Genomic DNA, 18685 nt, shown 5'->3' with positions numbered 1-18685 from the left:
GATAGTGACCATCTAGATTCACACTTTTTTAATTAGGCTCTGTTAAATTTAAATGTTGATTTTTATATAGTAATTAGGGGAACCTTCATTTGTCGAGGTTCCCCATTCTTGTTCAACTAACGCCCCCGTTAGCTCAATAGCAAATAAATTACAACTCGTTATTTCTCCCAAAGCTCGATCAGTCGACCTTCAGGATCTTCAATCCAAATAAACTTTCCAAATTCACTAATCTCTTTTTTCTTTGCAAGAGGTACACCAATATGTTCAAGATGCTTAATAGTCTCGTTTAGATTATGTACTTGGAAATTTAACATCACTTGTTGTTCTGTTGGAAAATAACTGTCATTCTCGGTAAAGAAAGAAAAGATAGTCTCATTTCCTAATTGGGGTTTTATCACAGTCCCATTCCAATTTTCTATTTCAATCTTCAACACTTCACTGTACCATTTTTTTATAACTTCAAGATTCTTAGTTCTCCAAAATATTCCTCCGAAACCTTTTATCATCGTATCTAACTCCTGTCTGTCATCAAATTTTTAGCTATCCGATTACGAGTCTCCCTCATTTCATTGATTAAACGTCCGCCGATGGAGGAAGAAGGATCAACATAGCGTTTTACCCATTGATAGACTTGTTCTTTTTTTGTTAGGGTTAATTTATCAATGTATTTTAATAAATTTCTAAACGCCTTATCCATCCTTACAACCTCACGCGAACACTTGTTTCTATATTGATTATATAAGGGAAACGGTGAGGTTTCAATTATTAACATTTACCTTTAATACAGCCTTTAATTAAAATACAACTAACTGTCACACTGTTCTAGAAGGAAAATTTTCATTTTATAAAATGTATATATTTCATTACTAATTGTTTGAACACGTTCTTTATAGTACAGTCCTTTATCCTTTATTTTGAGCTGAGCAATAAACAGATTCGCCAGCATTACTGCCGTATCAAGCCTATAAAACAAGCAAACAATTGGAGAAAGAGACTCAAAAATATGCTCATTTTTATATCCGGCCTTAAATTCACTCCAATTCACTTCATTAACTTCAGCTATTCTCATAAGCTCAAGCAGCGGATGGCCAATTAAAGCATTATCCCAGTCAACGATTGCTTTAACTTCCCCGCCATAACCAATTAAATTTACAGGTCGAATATCCATATGGAGGAGCCTCTTTCCTTGTTCTCCTTCCTTTAGAATTGCCTCAATTTCTTCTGTTTTTGGAAATTGAATACGTAAAGAAGTAATTTGATTAAATGATTGTAGTCTTTTAACGAGACGCTCTGCTATATGCTTTTCTGTCGCCTTCCCACTTTCATTTTCATAATTCAAACCTTCAATCGGCATATGATGAAGCTTATTGGCTATTTCCCCAATTTCGTAAGAAGAAATTGGAGTGGAATCAGCAGCTACATAGTCTGAAATTAAAAAATCGAGTTCCTCAGAAAGATGCAGGCCATGAACAGCTGGTACTGAAATCCCTTTAGAATGACAAAACTTAGAAAACTTTTCTTCCTTTTGCAACGAAAGCCGGCTGCTAAATGAATTTTCATTTATATTAGCAACTTCGCGCTCCCATGGTACACGGAAAGCGAAAGAACTTGTTTGCGAATCTCCTCGAAAGACAACATTTTGTACGCCGCTCCCTGCTATTTCTAAGCTTTTAACAGCCAATTCTTTATACTCTCTAGTTAATATATTTTGTAGCTTCGTTTTCAATTCTTCTGTTTTTGACGCTACATTTGGCATTTCATTCCCTCCCGACTCGTCCATTACAACAAACTAAGTCCAACTTCTCTGTTAAAGCAAGAAAGTCTTTTATATCTTGTAAAACAACATGTATTGCTTTTTCCCAGAATTCTTGTTTTGTTAAATCAAAACCAAGATGATGAAAAGCTAATTGCTCAGCAGTCATTCTGCCAGTATCCCGAAGTAAATGTATATATTTTTCTTCAAATGAAGATCCTTCTTGAAGTGCATTTGCATAAATTCCTTGGCTAAATAGGAAGCCAAATGTATAAGGGAAATTATAAAAAGGTTTATCTGTGAAGTAGAAATGTCGATTCCAAATCCATGAAAAATGATTATAAGAAGCAAGCGACTCATTGAACGCATACTTCTGTGCTTCTGCCGTCAGATGGTTCAATTCATCGACTCCTACAACCCGCTTTTTTCGAATTTCATAAAAGCCTTTTTCAAATATAAAACGGCCCTGCACTCCTATTAAATAACTAAGTGCAGATTGTATTTTTGCTTCTAGAAGGAGCAGTTTTTCATGTTCATCTGAAATATCTTTAATCATTGCATTTAAAATGATAGTTTCAGCAAAAGTAGAAGCCGTCTCACTAACAGCCATTGTATATAGCTGTGCAAATGGAGGAACATCATTTGAAATAATTCCTTGATGAAAAGAATGCCCTAATTCATGTGCAAGTATAGCGAGATTATTAGGCGTTCCTTGAAAATTCATGAAGATGCGCGACTGTTTTGTTAACGGAAATCTAGCTGAGAATCCCCTACTTGCTTTTGTATCTCTGTTTTCAGAGTCAATCCAGCCTTCCAGAAATGCTCTTTTTGTATAATCCGCCAATTTAGGGCTAAAAGAGTTAAACTCAGTAAGGATTATTTCAGCAGCCTCTTCATATGTATAAGTCTTAGTTACTTTTCCTATAGGTGTATATATGTCAAACCAATTCATTTTTTCTACTCCTAGTAGGTGGGCCTTTCTCTCTAAATATGAAGTTATTACAGGCTTACTTTGATTGATGGCTTCCCACATCGAATCAAGCGTTGTTTGCGACATTCTATTATAACGAAGTGGTTCTCTTAAAATAGAATCTGAAGCTAACCCCCGATGTTTATATACTTGTAATCGAAAACCAGCGATGTTATTTAGAGCTGCTGCACATGTCTCAGCTACTTTTTCGCTTGCATCATTTAAAGCATTTACTAGATTCGTTCTAGTATGCTGATTTATAGATGAATGTAATATATTATATGCTTGTCCAAAACTCAGGTGTTTACTTCGCTCCTCTAGAACAATTTTCGTTTTCCCAGTGACAGAATTATATAAATTGACCCAAGCATGGTATCCATTAATAGAAAGATCTTGAATCAACTTTTCCTGTACTATTGGCAATTTCCCCTTCGCCTTTTCTCTTTTTTCATGAAGCGGGTAAGCAATCGGTTTTATTTGTTCCAGCTGCAATAGCTGTTCCCAAATATCATCTGGTATGTGTACCAATGTTTGTTCAAAGTCGTTTATGACTATCTCAAATTGTGTTGAAATACCCCTTACTTTTTCACTTAATATAATAGCCTTCTCATCTTCAACATTTTCTGATTCCAAACATCCAACAAAATGGGTTGCTTCAAGCAAGCGAGTAGATAACTCTTGTATTCGATCCATTTGTTCTATCCACCGTTCGAATCCACTTATTGATTTCAGTTCCTTACTCTCTATTGTTGTAGCTGTTTCTTTAGAGATATCTTCCTCTAGTTTCATGAGAAAATGTTTAAACTCACTAGACTCACTTCCCCCGTGGAAAATCTCATCCAAACTCCAACGCTGTTTTAAGGTTCCACGCAATTTACCCACCTCTTTTTAGAAGATTACTATTTCTCTTTTCCTAATTAACTTAGTATTTTATCCCGCATTAACGGGCAGTAAGACCCCCACCTCAAGGTTGAGAGAGAAGTGAAAAAGATAGGTGGGGGATAACTGCCCGTAAATGCCCGATTGGTTCAACTAACCATCAGTGGGGGATGAAGAACCCCCCCCACTGATGGAAGTTTCACTTTATAATTGGATTTTTCCACTCCATATTATACCATTAATTGTCGGTAAATTCAGAAAAAGGAAGAAGCATCTCTCTATACGCTTCTTCCTTTTCTATATGTCTATTTTTCGCAAGAACTAGATGTTATTTACTAATCGTAGCATTCTCCATCTGTAAATAATCCGTGCTTTCCACTTCATCTTCGTCATCCAAATCCACAACAGGTAAAGCAGTATGAACCGCCCAGTAATAGCTAATCAAGGAAACCATACTAACCGCTATCAAATCTGTTGAATAGGTTAAATACCCCTTTCCTTCACCAAACATCCCAAAGTACGACACCACCATTATCGCAATGTAGTAAAAAACGAGCCATAATGATGATTTGATTTGTTGTGTAAAAGATACTTGTGAAGTTGGTACCCATTTTTTGCAACATAGATAAATTACAAACATGATAACTTGTGAAGATAATAACCAAGAAAGTGTTTTCCAACCAGACCAATAAACGATTAATGATGCAATAACAAATGAAAGTGGTCCAATGATTGACATTCCTTTTACCCAAAACGGACGATTTAGCTCAGGAGCCCGTTTTCTAAGTGCTGCCGCTGTAATCGGTGCGAGAGCATAACTTAATACAAGCGCTGCAGAAACAACATTAATTAATGCTTCCCATGAAGGAAATGGCAATGTCCAGAAAATAGAAAGGACAAATGTAAGCCAAAGTGCAGGTCTTGGTATGCCTGATTTTGCATCAACTTTAGAAAATACTTTAAATAAGGTTCCGCTTTGAGCCCATCCATACACAACACGTGGGGTAGCGGACATATAAATATTCCCCGTTCCACTCGGTGATATAATTGCATCGGAAACAATAAAATAGACCATCCATCCCAGTCCTAACAGAACGGAAATGTCTTTAAATGGTAAACTAAATTCATGACTAATTCCCGCCCATCCTTGGCTAAGCATTTCAGTTGGAATACTTCCAATAAAAGCAACTTGTAAAAGAACATAAACAATCAATGAAGAGATCACAGACAAAATAAGAGCAATTGGTATCGTTCTTTGTGGATTTTTCACTTCACTTGCAACCGATACAATAGGTGTCAGTCCTAAATAAGCAAAAATAACACCGCCTGCAGAAATAGCTGCTTGTACACCAGAAAATCCAAACGGCGCGAAACCAGCGCTTGAAAAATTATCACCATGTAAATGCATCAACAATACAATGATTGTTAGTGCTGGTACAAAAAATTTAAAGATGGTTATGATTAAATTCGATTTCGCAAATGTTTTTACACTCCAATAATTTAACAAGAAGAAAATGACGATAAGTCCAAATTGCATAAGCCATCCGCTTACAGTAGGCAAGGTAGAATTTTCTTTCGTCAGGCTCGGCCACCAAGCCGCAGCATATTGCCTAGCCGCTTCTACTTCAATTGCTATTAAACTTGAAAATGCAATAAGGGTAATAAAGCCTAATAAATATCCAAGTATAGGACCATGTGAATAAGCAGGATAGCGCACAATTCCTCCAGCCCTTGGAAGTGATGCCCCAAGTTCACAGTATACAAGTCCTAATAAAAAAATAGCGATTCCACCAATTACCCATGAAATAATTCCCGCTGGACCTGCTATTCCTGAAACATGGCTAGCAGCAAACAACCATCCTGATCCAAACATAGATCCAAAACCAATAAAGGCTAAATCCAATAATGATATTTCTCTTTTAAACTTGCCTTTGTTTGCCATACTTTAATCTCTCCCCTTTCAATCTTATATTTTCTTAATATTCAGTATTTTACAATTAGACTATTGCCGTTATTTCATAATTTTATAGAAGAACAGCATAGATGAAAGAACCCCCAGATGTAAACGCTTTAATTTTTAGAAATTCCAATAACCTTTCAAAATTAATCGAAAAAACGGACAGCCCGATTGGTGAGAGCTTTCCATCAGTGGGGGATGAAGCCCCCCACTGATGGAAGTTTCACTTTATTTCAAGTTTACCCAAATGCTCTTCACTTCTGTATAGTTGTCGAGTGCATAGGAGCCCATTTCGCGCCCAATGCCCGATTGTTTATAACCACCGAATGGCGCTGCAGCGTCTTCTAAGTTGTAATCATTAATCCAAACTGTGCCTGCCTTTAAGCGATTCGCCACTTGGTGTGCCGTTTTAATGTTTTCTGTCCATACACCTGCAGCGAGTCCAAATGGAGTATTATTTGCTCTTTCGATGACTTCTTCAACTGTATCGAACGGCAGAACTGCGACTACTGGCCCAAATATTTCTTCTTTTGCGATTGTCATATCATCTGTGACATCAGCAAAAATAGTTGGCTGAACGAAGTATCCTTTTTCAAACACCTCCTCACCGCCAGCTGCAACTCTTGCTCCTTCCTCTTTTCCTTTTTCAATATAACGTAACACGCGCTCTTGTTGCTTTTTCGAAACAAGCGGTCCCATTTCAGTACCTTTTTCCATTCCTGCACCGAGTTTTACATTGTTTGCTAGTTTCGCTAGTTCTTCCACCACTTTTTCATAGTGCTTTCTATGAACGAACACACGGGATCCTGCACTGCAGTTTTGACCATGATTGTACATGATACCGTTGAAAGCACCAGTAATCGCCTCTGATAAATCTGCATCTTCCAAAATAATATTTGGTGATTTTCCCCCAAGTTCTAACGTCACATGTTTAATCGTTTCAGCTGCTTGACGCATTATATACTTACCAGTGTCAGTCGAACCTGTAAAAGCTACTTTTTCAATATCATGATGATTCACAATCGCTGCACCTGCTGTTTGGCCGAATCCAGGGACGAAATTGACCACGCCGTCTGGGAAGCCAGCTTCTTTAAAAAGCTGAGCTGTATATAATAGAGATAATGGTGTTTGCTCAGCAGGTTTTAATACGATTGTACATCCTGTCGCAAGTGCTGCCCCCATTTTCCACGCAGCCATGACTAATGGATAGTTCCACGGAATAATTTGGCCGACAACACCAATTGGTTCATGACGTGTATAGTTTAAATAGTCCTTTGAAATCGGAGTCGTCTGACCAAGAATCTTCGTTGCCCAGCCAGCATAATAACGGTAATGTTCCACTGTTGCTGGAATATCGTCTTCTAATGCTACTTGATACGGCTTTCCGTTATCTAGTGCTTCTAATTGAGCTAGTTCTTCTTTATGCTCGTCAATTAAATCAGCCAGCTTGTAAATTAAGTGTGCTCTTTCAGCTGTACTAAGTTCAGGCCATGGTCCTTTTTCAAATGCCCGGCGAGCTGCCTTCACCGCTAAATCAACATCTTCTTCTTGCGCTTCACTTACGAAAGCAAGAACTTCTTCTGTCGCTGGGTTATACGTTTCAAACGTTTTACCGCTTATAGCTGGTACAAATTTTCCATCGATAAAAAGTTCAATATTTCCTTCTAAAAAAGCTTTCACTCTCGGCTTTAATTCTATTTGTGCTGTTAACATGTTCCACTCCCCTTTGCATTTTTTTATTCATACAGTGCTATACTTTTTTACACATGTGAAACGGCAGTCAAAGTGGCTAAAATATCTTTCAACTTTTGATCTTCCTCAAGTGTCAATCCTAAACGAGGATAACGGGAAGGACCTCCTGCCTGTCCATTTAATTCCATTGCACGTTTAACAATTTGCACATATTTTCCTGACCCTTCAAGGAATGTACAAAGCGGTAATATACTGTCATTGATTGCCCAAGCTTCTTTTAGTTCACCTTTTTGGAAGTGATTAAACATTTGCGTAACAAGCTTTGGCACAATATTCCCTGCAACAGAAATCCAGCCCGTCGCCCCAACTAAATAAGACTCCATCACTAAATCTTCTGAACCGCAGAAAATTTCAATATCCCCTTTGCCATGTCTGACAAGATCTCTTGCTTTGCGAATATCCCCACTTGATTCTTTAATGTGAGTAACTCTTTCACATTCTTTTCCAATTCGCAGCATCAGCTCTGTACTCATATCAACGCCAGATGTAAAAGGATTGTTGTACAGCATAATAGGTATATTCACTGCATTTGACACTTCTTTAAAGTGGAAATAAATTTCTTCCTCTTTCGGTTTACAATAATAAGAATTAATGATCAGCGCACAATCTGCACCATGTGCTTCCGCCTGTTTCGTGTATTCAATTGTTTCTTTTGTCGTTTCAGCAGCTGTTCCCACAATAACAGGAATCCGGCCGTTGACTTCCTTTAATACAGTTTCAACCATTTGGAACTTTTCTTCTTTTGATAAGCTCACGAACTCTCCAGTACTACCGTTGATTACAATACCTGCAACTCCTTGATCTACGAAGTAGTTCACATTATTTTTCACACCGCCCCAATCAATCTCCTGCGCCTCATTCATTGGAGTAATTAATACTGGATAAGCTCCTCTAATTGTTGTCATTTCTATTTCCCCCTTAATATTTTTTTAGTTTTTTTGCTATCACTAGCAGGTCCTTATATAAGTTGGACAACCTTTTGTTTCTCCTCAGATACATACCATTTGAATTATTTTAGTAAAAATCCAGCAGGTAAAGGATCTGTCGGATCTAATACAAACATCTGCATTCCTGTAATAAAACCGCGGCTTTTCAAGGTGAATTTACATCCACTCTCTGTTTGTTTTGCTACTTCTACTGCTAAAGTGCTGCCAAAAATACTTTCATTTACAAATGGTGGTTCTATATACACCTTCCCTTTAGAAAGTAAGCTTGTATAACACGCCATCGTCGATTCGAAGCCCGGAGAACGAACGATATACTGATCAGCGCGAAACGTAATTGTTTTAATTCGCCCCTCTTCTAGATGAGAGTCATCCATTAAAATGACACCTTTTACTGGCATTTTTGACTCGAGAGCTTGAAGCACCGTTTGTCCCCATCTCTTTAGTTCAGAAAGTTCCTCAACGCGAATCTCTGCAGAAATATCACTTTTCTCAAATACTGCGTATAATTGATTAGCTTGCACGAGGGAGAACTGCGTATTGCAATGCGAATTAGACAATGGAATGTTTGTTTCGACTATTTGACACGGTTCACTTTCTATCACCACCGAAACTACTTCATTATTCTCCATCATCGCGATAACTGAAATCACACCACTGACCGTTTCGATTTTATATTCATTTGACGCCCTCGGCTGCAAATGACCGCATTCTAGTAAAGTTGTAATTACAGCAACGATGCCACCGTAATGAAATGGAACCGTTCCTTCATGATTTAGAAATAATACTGCGGAATCAGCCTCTTCATTAATCGTCGGAACAACAAGACAACCATTTAAACCAGCAAACCCACGCGGTTCATTCAACAAAAGATTGATTTCTTCTGCGAACACATGCGTAAAATGTTCATTTAACTGTTCCAAGTTTTGATAATGAATAAACGGCACATCTTTAATAACACGAAACGCTTCACCAGCCACGTGAACATCTGTTGTTGAATACGTCTTCTGAATTTTCATTTCACGTCCTCCGTTTCATGTTCCATGGGGGGAATGAGCAAAAATCCTTCTTTAAGCGGATCTTCTTCGTGATAGAAGAACCGATGCATCCCCATCAACCAAGCTGATCCCGTAATTTGGGTCACTACAGCCTCAACACCTTCCACATCGGTTGTTTCCAATACGCGTCCTCTAAATAAGGAACCAACAATGCTTTCATGAATAAATTCTTCGCCAATTGAAATTTGTTGATTTGCATATAGGACAGCCAATTTCGCAGAAGTACCAGTTCCACATGGAGAACGGTCGATTCCTCCTGGAGGAACAATAACTGTGTTCTTCACATCTGCTTCCTCGTGGGTTGGTTCCGTAAAAAACTCAACATGAGTCAACCCTTTAATAAACGGATGTTGCGGATGAACGATTTCAACTTTTTCATTAATGGTATTTCTAATGTTGATTGCTGTTTCGATTATGTTAGAAGCATTCTCTGGAAGTAACTCCAATCCAACTGATTTCGCATCAATGATTGCATAAAAATTACCACCATACGCAATATCAGCATCTATACGCCCAATCCCCTCGACATCAATGAAAACACGTTTTAAAAGAAATGCTGGGATATTGCAAAAAGACACTTCTTTTGCTTTTCCATTTTCTACTGAAATATCCACTTCGACGAGTCCAGCAGGCGTATCCAATTTTAAGGAAGTGACCGGCTCCTGAATGGGAATCAATCCAGATTCAACTAACGCTGTACACACACCAATTGTGTCATGTCCACACATCGGCAAATATCCGCCCGTCTCTATGTAAATCACGCCAATATCTGCTTCTGGATGGCAAGGATCCGTTAACAAAGCACCAGACATGACATCATGGCCGCGCGGTTCATTCATTAACAGTTTGCGAATCCAGTCATATTCCTTTTTCATATGGAGCATTTTTTCTGACATTGTTTCCCCAACTAATTTCGGAAGTCCGCTAATCAGTGTCCTCGTTGGATTCCCGCCTGTATGCGTATCAATTGTTGTAAAGACTCTTTGTGCCCTCATCTGCTCAACACCCTTTCTGTAAATCGGTTAAAGCTAAGCGGTGCAACGGGAATCGATGTTTCTTTTTCATTAATGAGTTCTTCTACTATTTTCCCTGTTACTGCTGCGAGGCTAATTCCGTCTCCTTCATGACCCGCCGCAATATAATAATTTGGAATTTTATCTACGCGTGAAACGATTGGCAAATGATCTTCCGTCCATGGCCTTAATCCTGCATACGAACGAATCACCATCATATCTGCCATTTTCGGATAAAAGCGGATTGCCCGATTAGCAATACATTTAATGATTTCATTGTTTACTTTCGTATTAAAGCCAACAAATTCTCTACTGCTCCCAATTAAAAAATTTTGGCTTTCCGTTGGTTCAAAGACAAGAGCTACTCCATATTTTTCAGTTAGCCGATCAACACGGCGCTTTCCACCAAACTTAGAAATTAAGTAACCAAACTCCATTACTTTTCGACATCCTACATGCTGCTGCCTTGAGGCAACGATAATATGCCCTTTTCTCGGTTCAATTGGTATTGAAAGATCCAGCATCTCTCCTATTCGAGGTGCCCATACTCCTGCCGCATTGACGACATGATCCGCAGTAAAAACTCCGTTTGTCGTTTCTACAGTAAATGAACCACTTTCTTCTTTTTTCATTTGTTTTACTTCTGTATGCTTGAAAGCTTTAGCCCCTAGTTTTTTTGCTTCCTCCAAAAGTGAAAAAGCTAAGAGATATGGATTAACCGTGGAATCAGTGGCGCATTCTAGCCCACCTAATAAATCATCTGCAAAAAAGGGGGACTCCTGCCGAATATCCTGCCGGTCAAGCATTCGAAATGGTAAACCGGCAGCTTTTTGACGATCTACCCATTTCTGTGCCGCTTCCATCTCCTCGTCCGACTCACAAACAAGGATGCTTCCTGGTGCTCGATATTCAAATGGATGCTCCAACTCTTTGCTTAATTCATCCACTAAATTCTGACTAAACAACGACATTTGACTATCAAAACCTGGGTCTTTATCAATCGCCAAAATATTGCCGTCACATCGTGAAGACGTGCCACTAACAAATTCCCCTTTTTCAATGATCGTTACATCTCTTCCATACTTAGAAGCATAATAGGCAATCGAACAGCCAATAATTCCCCCGCCAATGACTAACACGTCACAATGTTTCACATGGCATTCCTCCTCTCGATGAAATGGCTTCATTACCTGAAAATGCAATTCGTATGCCAATTAACGTGAAACTTTCACAACAGAGAATTATTTCTTCCCCGCTGATAGTTAGGTACGCGTGACAGAGACGCTGTACAAAGGAAATGTAATAGTTTTAGAGGAAGTTGTACTTTCAAATCTTTGTTGATTAGAAATTTATCCCGCTACTTTTGAGCAGTAAGACCCCCACTGATGGAAGTTTCACTTTATAGACACTCCCTCTTGATCCAGTTATCCAGTTCCTTGTTTTCTAGAAGTAGAAGCTTTACTGCCCTTTAAAGTGAGGTAAGCTCTATTGTAAAAATATTTTAAATATTTCATGAACACGTGTATAATTTTTTTTACAGTGTTAATAACTTTTTACAATTAATTTTGGAGGGGATTATCATATTTTCATTACCGTCAGGGAAAGAAATTATACAACGGATTTTAATGGATACATCGTTCGATAAGCAGCAAATTGAACAAAAAAACGGTAAATTTTATTATCGTTCAACAACAAAGATACCTGAGCTTCCATGCAAAGTCGTATATGAAGATGAATCATTCTTCACCTTACTTCAGGCGTTTAGTCATCATTCCACAGCTGTTATTCTTGATACAAACAAAAATCCAGTAGGCTGTATAACAGCAACACAAATCATCCATTTTCTTCATAACTCTTACAATCAATTAAAAGCATTTTATGAAACTGTTATTCAAACGACGGATTCTTCCGTCACGGTCATTGATGATAACGAACGTGTTTGTACGTGGACAGAAGGAGCAGAAAAAATTTTCTCCGTCAAACGGCAAGATATCATCGGCCGACCGATTACGGATTTCTTTGACTATAAAAACCTAGAAATCTTGCAATCTCTACATAAAGGGAAAAAAATTGTAGGACAGCACCATCAGCCTCAGTCTGATTTGTTTGTCTTAATTAACTCTAATCCCGTTTATTTTAACGATCAGATTATCGGCGCAGTCGTTTCAGAAACGGATATCACAAATCAAGTCGTACTGAATGAAAAATTGTTCAACATGTCCAATGAAGTACACCGTTTAGAACAAGAAGTAGCAAAATATAAAGATTCTTCTGATTCCTTTCATTCTATTAAAGGAAAGAGTGCTGCCCTGCAAAGAACAGTGGATTTAGCTAGAAGGGTATGTTCTGTTAAATCTACTGTTCTCATATTAGGTGAAAGCGGTGTCGGAAAAGAGGTATTTGCGAAAGCGATTCATGAAGCGAGCGAAAAACCGAAAGCACCTTTTATTTCAATTAACTGCGGTGCGATACCAGCAGCTTTATTTGAAAGTGAACTATTCGGATATGAGCGGGGCGCCTTCTCCGGTGCTGACAGCAAAGGAAAAAAAGGAAAAATAGAACTGGCAAAAGGAGGTACATTATTTCTTGATGAAGTAGGTGAAATGCCCCTCGAAATGCAGGTAAAACTTCTACGCGTGCTGCAGGAGCGAAAATATTATCGCGTTGGTGGAGAAAAAGAAATTAATATCGACTTCCGTATCATCGCTGCCACAAATCGTGATTTACAAGAATTAATGAAAAAAGGACAGTTCCGTGAAGATTTGTATTACCGATTGAACGTAGTCAGTCTACACATTCCTCCTTTAAGAGAACGGCAAGAAGATATTATTGAATTAACCCATTATTTTTTACATGACTTTTCTTTGAATTATCAACGGCCGATTCATGAATTTCCTCCAGAAGTCATGCATGAACTGCTTCGGTATGATTGGCCTGGCAATATTCGCGAACTTCGCAACGTCATGGAACGGCTTATCGTATTCGCAACAGATGGCGTAATAAAAAGAGATTATTTACCCTTTCATACCAATAGTATCAGCTTTGAAAACAAACCAAAGACTGTATCTAATGTACTTCAAGAAAGTGACTTTACCATCTTATCGTTACAAGAAGAAATGAATCAACACGAGAGAAAAGTAATCGAAAGAGCACTACAAATCTTAGATGGAAATAAATTGGAGTGTGCGAAACAACTCGGTATCACAAGAGCCACTTTATACAATCGCTTGAAGCGGCTTGGCTTACAGTAACCCTCTTCCTCCTCTACATTGGCACATTTTTTGCATAATATCTTTATGAAAGACTGTCGAGGAGGAATTCAAATGGTTAACAAAGAGAGCATTGTGATTTGCCGCTGTGAAGAAGTTACTTACGGACAACTCCAGTCAACAGCAGATCAACATAAATGCACAGCAAGAGAATTAAAATTAAGAACACGAGCAGGAATGGGCTTTTGTGGAGGCCGCACATGCAGGCCGACATTAGATAGAATTATTGAAAGTGTTATCCCTAATGTGTCACCTGGTGAAATTCCGTTAAAATACCAGCCCCCAATTCGGCCGGTGACATTTGGAACAGTAGGTGAAAATCAATGACTAGAATCATGAAGCATCCTATTTTAGGGAATTTAGAGGATAGAGAACGTATTTCCTTTCAATTTGATGGAATGGAATATGAAGCATATGAAAATGAAACAATTGCTGCTGCTCTTTTGGCAAATGGAATAAGAAAACTGCGCGTTCACGAAGATAGCGGGACACCTAGGGGTATTTATTGCAACATCGGTCATTGCTTAGAGTGCCGCGTAACTGTCAATGATCAAGCAAACGTAAGAGCCTGCTTAACAGTTGTAGAGAAGGATATGATTGTTGAAAGCGGCAAACAGCATCCGAATATTGTAAGAAGGATGGTGGAAAAGCGATGATTGATGTAATTGTAATTGGAGGAGGCCCAGCAGGATTAGCAGGAGCTATTGCCTGTGCGAGCTTTGGTCTCAAAGTGACTGTTCTTGATGAATTTATAAAACCAGGCGGCAGGTTACTCGGACAACTTCATCAAGAGCCTTCCGGTGAATGGTGGAATGGAATAAAAGAATCAGAGCGCCTTCATCAAGAAGCGAAAAAATTATCGGTCGATATTCGCTGCGGGGTGTCTGTTTACAATTTAGAAAAAGAAAATCACCTATGGAATGTACATACGAGCCTAGGTACGCTAGAAGTACCATTTGTACTAGTGGCTACTGGAGCTGCCGAATACTCTATCCCACTGCCTGGTTGGACCCTTCCTGGCGTAATGTCCATTGGCGCGGCTCAAGTAATGACAAATGTTCACCGCGTCCAAGTCGGCAAAAAAGGAATTCTTATCGGAGCAAATATTTTAGCATTTGCGATTTTAAATGAATTACAACTAGCTGGCATAACGGTTGATCGAATTGTACTCCCAGAAAAAAGTGCCCTTAGTCAAAAAGCAGGTGAACCTGAAGAGGTTATGAAATCGCTCTTGAACGCAGCTCATCTCGCACCATCACCATTATTACGTATCGGGAGCCGTTTCATGAAAAATGACTGGATGAGGAAAGTTGCTTTAAACTTTTATCCGAAAAACGGTATGAAAGTGAATGGTACTCCCCTCCAACTTCGGAAAGCAGCACTCGAAATTATCGGTAAAGATCAAGTGGAAGGAGTACGCGTCGCCGATATTGATGTGAATGGCAAGATTGTTACGGGGTCTGAAACAATTTACGAAGCAGATTTTGTCTGTATAGCAGGCGGCTTGTATCCACTGGCAGAGCTTGCCGCCGTTGCCGGATGTCCATTTCAATACATTCCTGAACTTGGCGGTCACGTGCCCCACCATTCAGAGACGATGGAAACTCCTCTTGATGGACTATTTGTAGCCGGGAATATCACTGGGATTGAAAGTGGCAAAATTGCCATGGCTCAAGGAACAACAGCGGGATTGTCAATCGTCAAACATGCAGGAAAAGAATCGAACACAATTGACCAAAAACTACAACAAGCAGTACAACATGTCCGTACTGTTCGCAGGCAAGCTGCAATTCAGTTCAATCCTGAAATTAATAACGGCAGAAGCAAAATGAACGAGCTTTGGGAACGCCTCTATTCAAATGACAGCACTGAGAAGCCCCCGAAGATTGTGTAATGATATTAACCATAGATAGGAAAGAGAGAATGCTTTTACTTTAAGATACAATCATTCCCTCTTTCTCCTCTATCCCAAATGTACTGTGCAATTATATAGCTCGGAATCCCAACCATTCTTTGCTTTTATAAGATTAGTTAGAGACGTGTTTCTCGGAAATTCTACCATATTTAAATGCGGTACTAGTTCCTTTAGAAGATGTCTAATGAATGCACCATGACTAACAATTAATATATTCTTGTTATCATGTTTAGATGCAATCTCCTCAATTACCGAAAGACCTCTTGTGATTACACTATCAGCACTTTCAATTCCTAAATCTAGCTCTCTCCAATTCTTTCCCCATTTTAAAACTCGCTCTTCTTCCGTTGTTCCTTCAATCTGTCCTCCCCCTGCTTCACGAAGCCTAGGTTCCAAGTAAATTGGTATATTCGCAATTTTTTCCCCTATAATTTCGGCAGTTTGCTTCGCTCTTAATAGATCACTAGAATATATGAAATTCCAATTCTCCTTACGCAAGCGCTCTGCAAGTTTATGCGCATCTAATATTCCATCTTGATCAAGGGAAATATCTGAACTCCCTTGTGCTCTGCCTTCTTTATTCCACGGTGTACTTCCGTGACGGATTATACCTATTTTAGTCATAGTAAAACCTCCATCAGTTTCTCCCTGAAAATATAATATTCAGTCCACTATTCTCACATAGGGACTTCCTTTTAAAAGTAATTCCATAAACTTTTCTTTCTCTTTTGGCATTGTAATCATATGTACTTCAAAATTACTACCGTACGTGATTTCTAAGTTTCTCTTATTTTTTCCAACAAATCGCATAACACGAATACTTACAATTGGAATTTTCTTCTTTGTTAACCAATGCCCTGTTACAAGTTCACCATCAACGACTTTATGCTGAAACACAAACATTTCAGAAATCGGAATAATATTTGCAGCTAGAAATAAGATTCCTGCTGCAAGTCCCGTCAGCCAACCTTTCTCGTGCAACATAAATGATATAATGGGAGAGATTACGACAAGTAATAGCATAATCACAGTAAGCAGCATCATAATTGGATTTTTTTCACGTAAAATTCCATCTTTATCCCTCCTTATCCATATTATACCATTAGTTGTTGATAAATTCAGAAAAAAGAAGCGTCATTTTAAACGCTTCTCTCCTTCCATTCTCTCGCTAACATACTATACACCGCAATGTCATGGAAATGATTATATAACCATTCTCCATCACGAATAATTCCATCTAAGTTAAAGCCGAGTCGTTCTGGAATTGCACGGCTCTTTTGATTTTTTACTCCGCAATGAATTTCAACTTTATTTAATTTTAATTCTTCAAAAGCATAACGGAGCGCAGCCTTTACACTTCGTGTCATAATTCCTTTTCCACTTGCTTCTTCTGCAAGATAGTATCCAAGAGTTGTCGCCTTCTTCGCCCAATCCACCGGATGAATCCCAACCATCCCAACGAGATTTCCTTTATAGCGTATACCTGCTTCAAAACCATTTCCATCTGCAAAGTTATGCAGCCACATTGGAAAGATTTCATTGTATCCTTCAGCTGATTTCGAGCGATCCACCCACGGAAGCCATTCTCGCAAATATTCTCGGTTGCTATCCACTAATTCGTACAGTTCATCTTTATGATGTCTTTCTAATAATTGTAATTCGATTTCTTTATCGATTCTTAGTGTAAACATTTCCCTCTCCCCTTTTTTCTAACTATTCTAACATTTGTACTTAGAAATTGTTAATAAAAAATGACGTGCGTATTGCACGTCATTTCTCCCTTACTTTTTCTCCGCTACTTGTACTTCCTTCGCATAAGCAGCTTCAAATTTTTGAATATCACCAGCGCCCATAAAAATAAGTACGCCGTTTTTATGTTTCTTTAATGTTTCTGTTGTCATAACCGTAATAAGCTCTGCACCATCAATGCGTTGCTGCAGGTCTTGAATTGTAAGTTCTCCTCTATTTTCACGAGCAGAACCAAAAATATCACATAAATATACTTGATCTGCCTTACGTAAACTCTCTGCAAATTCATCTAAGAATTTTTGTGTTCGAGAGAATGTATGCGGCTGAAATACTGCTACAATTTCACGTTCTGGGTATTTCTGACGGGCAGCTTCAATTGTCGCATTGATTTCTGTTGGATGATGTGCGTAATCATCAATAATCACTTGCTCGCCCATTTTCTTTTCATTGAAGCGTCGCTTTACACCACCGAATGTTGTTAACTGATGTTTCACAACTTCGACATCAATGTCTTCATAATCACAAAGAGCAATAACCGCCAATGCATTTAGCACGCTATGATTGCCGTAACCTGTAATTTGGAACGTTCCATAATACGTATTACGAACAAAGACATCAAACACTGTACCATCTGTTCTTTTTTGAATGTTACGTGCTTGGAAATCATTATCTTCACCAAATCCATAGAAAATAACTGGTACTTTCGCATGAATTTTTTGAAGTTCTTCATCATCACCACACGCAATAATACCTTTCTTCACTTGCAGTGCCATCTCTTGGAACGCACTGAATACATCATTAATGTCTGCAAAATAATCTGGATGATCAAAATCAATATTTGTCATAATTGCATAGTCTGGATGATATGACAAGAAATGGCGACGATATTCACACGCTTCAAATACAAAATACTTACTATCCTCTACTCCAAGTCCTGTTCCATCACCAATTAAACAAGATGTAGGGTTTGCTCCTTGCATCACGTGAGATAACAAACCTGTCGTTGATGTTTTTCCGTGAGCACCAGTTACAGCGACACTCGTATACTTACTCATAAAATCGCCTAAAAAATGATGATAACGATAAATAGGTAAATTTAATTCCTTTGCAGCTTCAATTTCCTCATGCGTATCTGGGAATGCATTTCCTGCGATAATCACTTGTCCCTCTTCAACATTATTCTTATCAAAAGGCAGGATGGAAATCCCACGATTTTCCAAAGCTGTTTGCGTAAAAAAACGTTTGTCTACATCAGAACCTTGAACAGTATGCTTCATATCATGTAAAATTTGCGCTAAAGCACTCATCCCTGTCCCTTTAATTCCTACAAAATGGTAAACTGTCATCTTAAAGAACCTCCAACATTTCGAACTATTCCAACGGTCTATCTATAAGACAGTATATGATTTTCTTTTTATTTTGGTAA

General features: G+C 38.5%; 17 protein-coding genes and 1 pseudogene. 4 read left to right on the top strand and 14 right to left on the bottom strand.

Annotated features, from left to right (window positions below; translation table 11 throughout):
* Window positions 1–158 precede the first annotated feature (158 nt).
* The 10 genes and pseudogenes from ACTDJC_RS00670 to ACTDJC_RS00625 form a co-directional block, all read right to left on the bottom strand.
* A complete protein-coding gene (locus ACTDJC_RS00670) occupies window positions 159–506 on the bottom strand; it encodes a VOC family protein (RefSeq protein WP_098311049.1) in 348 nt (115 codons plus the stop codon).
* Between the two features lie 44 nt (window positions 507–550).
* A pseudogene (locus ACTDJC_RS00665) lies at window positions 551–697 on the bottom strand (IS1595 family transposase); the annotation flags it as partial.
* Between the two features lie 108 nt (window positions 698–805).
* Complete coding sequence (locus ACTDJC_RS00660; RefSeq protein WP_440602432.1) at window positions 806–1756, bottom strand: phosphotransferase family protein; 951 nt, start codon at window positions 1754–1756, stop codon at window positions 806–808.
* A gap of 1 nt (window position 1757) precedes the next feature.
* Window positions 1758–3596, bottom strand: coding sequence for a M3 family oligoendopeptidase (locus ACTDJC_RS00655; RefSeq protein ID WP_440602431.1), 1839 nt, complete (start codon window positions 3594–3596; stop codon window positions 1758–1760).
* A gap of 334 nt (window positions 3597–3930) precedes the next feature.
* Entirely contained in the window at window positions 3931–5544 is a 1614-nt protein-coding gene (locus ACTDJC_RS00650) for an APC family permease (RefSeq protein WP_440602430.1), read from the bottom strand.
* Between the two features lie 243 nt (window positions 5545–5787).
* A complete protein-coding gene (locus ACTDJC_RS00645; RefSeq protein ID WP_440602429.1) occupies window positions 5788–7272 on the bottom strand; it encodes an aldehyde dehydrogenase family protein in 1485 nt (494 codons plus the stop codon).
* A gap of 47 nt (window positions 7273–7319) precedes the next feature.
* Window positions 7320–8216 carry a 4-hydroxy-tetrahydrodipicolinate synthase gene (dapA, locus tag ACTDJC_RS00640; RefSeq protein WP_440602428.1) on the bottom strand — a complete coding sequence of 299 codons (897 nt, stop codon included), beginning with the start codon at window positions 8214–8216 and terminating at the stop codon, window positions 7320–7322.
* A gap of 104 nt (window positions 8217–8320) precedes the next feature.
* The gene (locus tag ACTDJC_RS00635) at window positions 8321–9274 is read right to left on the bottom strand and encodes a proline racemase family protein (protein ID WP_440602427.1); all 954 of its coding nucleotides are present in this window, start codon (window positions 9272–9274) and stop codon (window positions 8321–8323) included.
* Entirely contained in the window at window positions 9271–10308 is a 1038-nt protein-coding gene (locus tag ACTDJC_RS00630) for a proline racemase family protein (protein WP_440602426.1), read from the bottom strand. Before ACTDJC_RS00630 ends, ACTDJC_RS00635 begins: the two co-directional genes overlap by 4 nt.
* Complete coding sequence (locus ACTDJC_RS00625; protein WP_098311057.1) at window positions 10305–11480, bottom strand: NAD(P)/FAD-dependent oxidoreductase; 1176 nt, start codon at window positions 11478–11480, stop codon at window positions 10305–10307. Before ACTDJC_RS00625 ends, ACTDJC_RS00630 begins: the two co-directional genes overlap by 4 nt.
* Window positions 11481–11903: 423 nt before the next feature.
* Between ACTDJC_RS00625 and ACTDJC_RS00620 the strand changes: the two genes are divergently transcribed.
* From ACTDJC_RS00620 to ACTDJC_RS00605, 4 genes are all read left to right on the top strand, one after another.
* Complete coding sequence (locus tag ACTDJC_RS00620) at window positions 11904–13577, top strand: sigma-54 interaction domain-containing protein (protein ID WP_440602769.1); 1674 nt, start codon at window positions 11904–11906, stop codon at window positions 13575–13577.
* Between the two features lie 72 nt (window positions 13578–13649).
* On the top strand, window positions 13650–13922 hold the full coding sequence (locus tag ACTDJC_RS00615) for a (2Fe-2S)-binding protein (RefSeq protein WP_253630589.1): 273 nt from the start codon (window positions 13650–13652) through the stop codon (window positions 13920–13922).
* On the top strand, window positions 13919–14251 hold the full coding sequence (locus tag ACTDJC_RS00610) for a (2Fe-2S)-binding protein (protein WP_253630590.1): 333 nt from the start codon (window positions 13919–13921) through the stop codon (window positions 14249–14251). The genes ACTDJC_RS00615 and ACTDJC_RS00610 overlap by 4 nt, the downstream gene beginning before the upstream one ends.
* The gene (locus tag ACTDJC_RS00605) at window positions 14248–15489 is read left to right on the top strand and encodes an NAD(P)/FAD-dependent oxidoreductase (RefSeq protein WP_440602425.1); all 1242 of its coding nucleotides are present in this window, start codon (window positions 14248–14250) and stop codon (window positions 15487–15489) included. The genes ACTDJC_RS00610 and ACTDJC_RS00605 overlap by 4 nt, the downstream gene beginning before the upstream one ends.
* Window positions 15490–15558: 69 nt before the next feature.
* Here ACTDJC_RS00605 and ACTDJC_RS00600 read toward each other — a convergent pair whose 3' ends face one another.
* The 4 genes from ACTDJC_RS00600 to murC form a co-directional block, all read right to left on the bottom strand.
* The gene (locus ACTDJC_RS00600; RefSeq protein ID WP_253630592.1) at window positions 15559–16134 is read right to left on the bottom strand and encodes a histidine phosphatase family protein; all 576 of its coding nucleotides are present in this window, start codon (window positions 16132–16134) and stop codon (window positions 15559–15561) included.
* A 39-nt stretch (window positions 16135–16173) separates the two neighbouring features.
* Window positions 16174–16533, bottom strand: a complete 360-nt coding sequence (locus tag ACTDJC_RS00595; protein WP_440602768.1) for a PH domain-containing protein — start codon at window positions 16531–16533, stop codon at window positions 16174–16176.
* 116 nt (window positions 16534–16649) lie between these two features.
* Window positions 16650–17201 carry a GNAT family N-acetyltransferase gene (locus ACTDJC_RS00590; RefSeq protein ID WP_440602424.1) on the bottom strand — a complete coding sequence of 184 codons (552 nt, stop codon included), beginning with the start codon at window positions 17199–17201 and terminating at the stop codon, window positions 16650–16652.
* Between the two features lie 90 nt (window positions 17202–17291).
* Complete coding sequence (gene murC / locus ACTDJC_RS00585) at window positions 17292–18605, bottom strand: UDP-N-acetylmuramate--L-alanine ligase (RefSeq protein ID WP_098311067.1); 1314 nt, start codon at window positions 18603–18605, stop codon at window positions 17292–17294.
* Window positions 18606–18685: the final 80 nt, after the last annotated feature.

It is taken from the genome of Bacillus sp. GB_SG_008, assembly GCF_052038115.1.
GTDB classification, from domain to species: Bacteria; Bacillota; Bacilli; order Bacillales; family Bacillaceae_G; genus Bacillus_A; species Bacillus_A rhizoplanae.
This window is presented reverse-complemented; position numbering and strand designations above follow the sequence as displayed.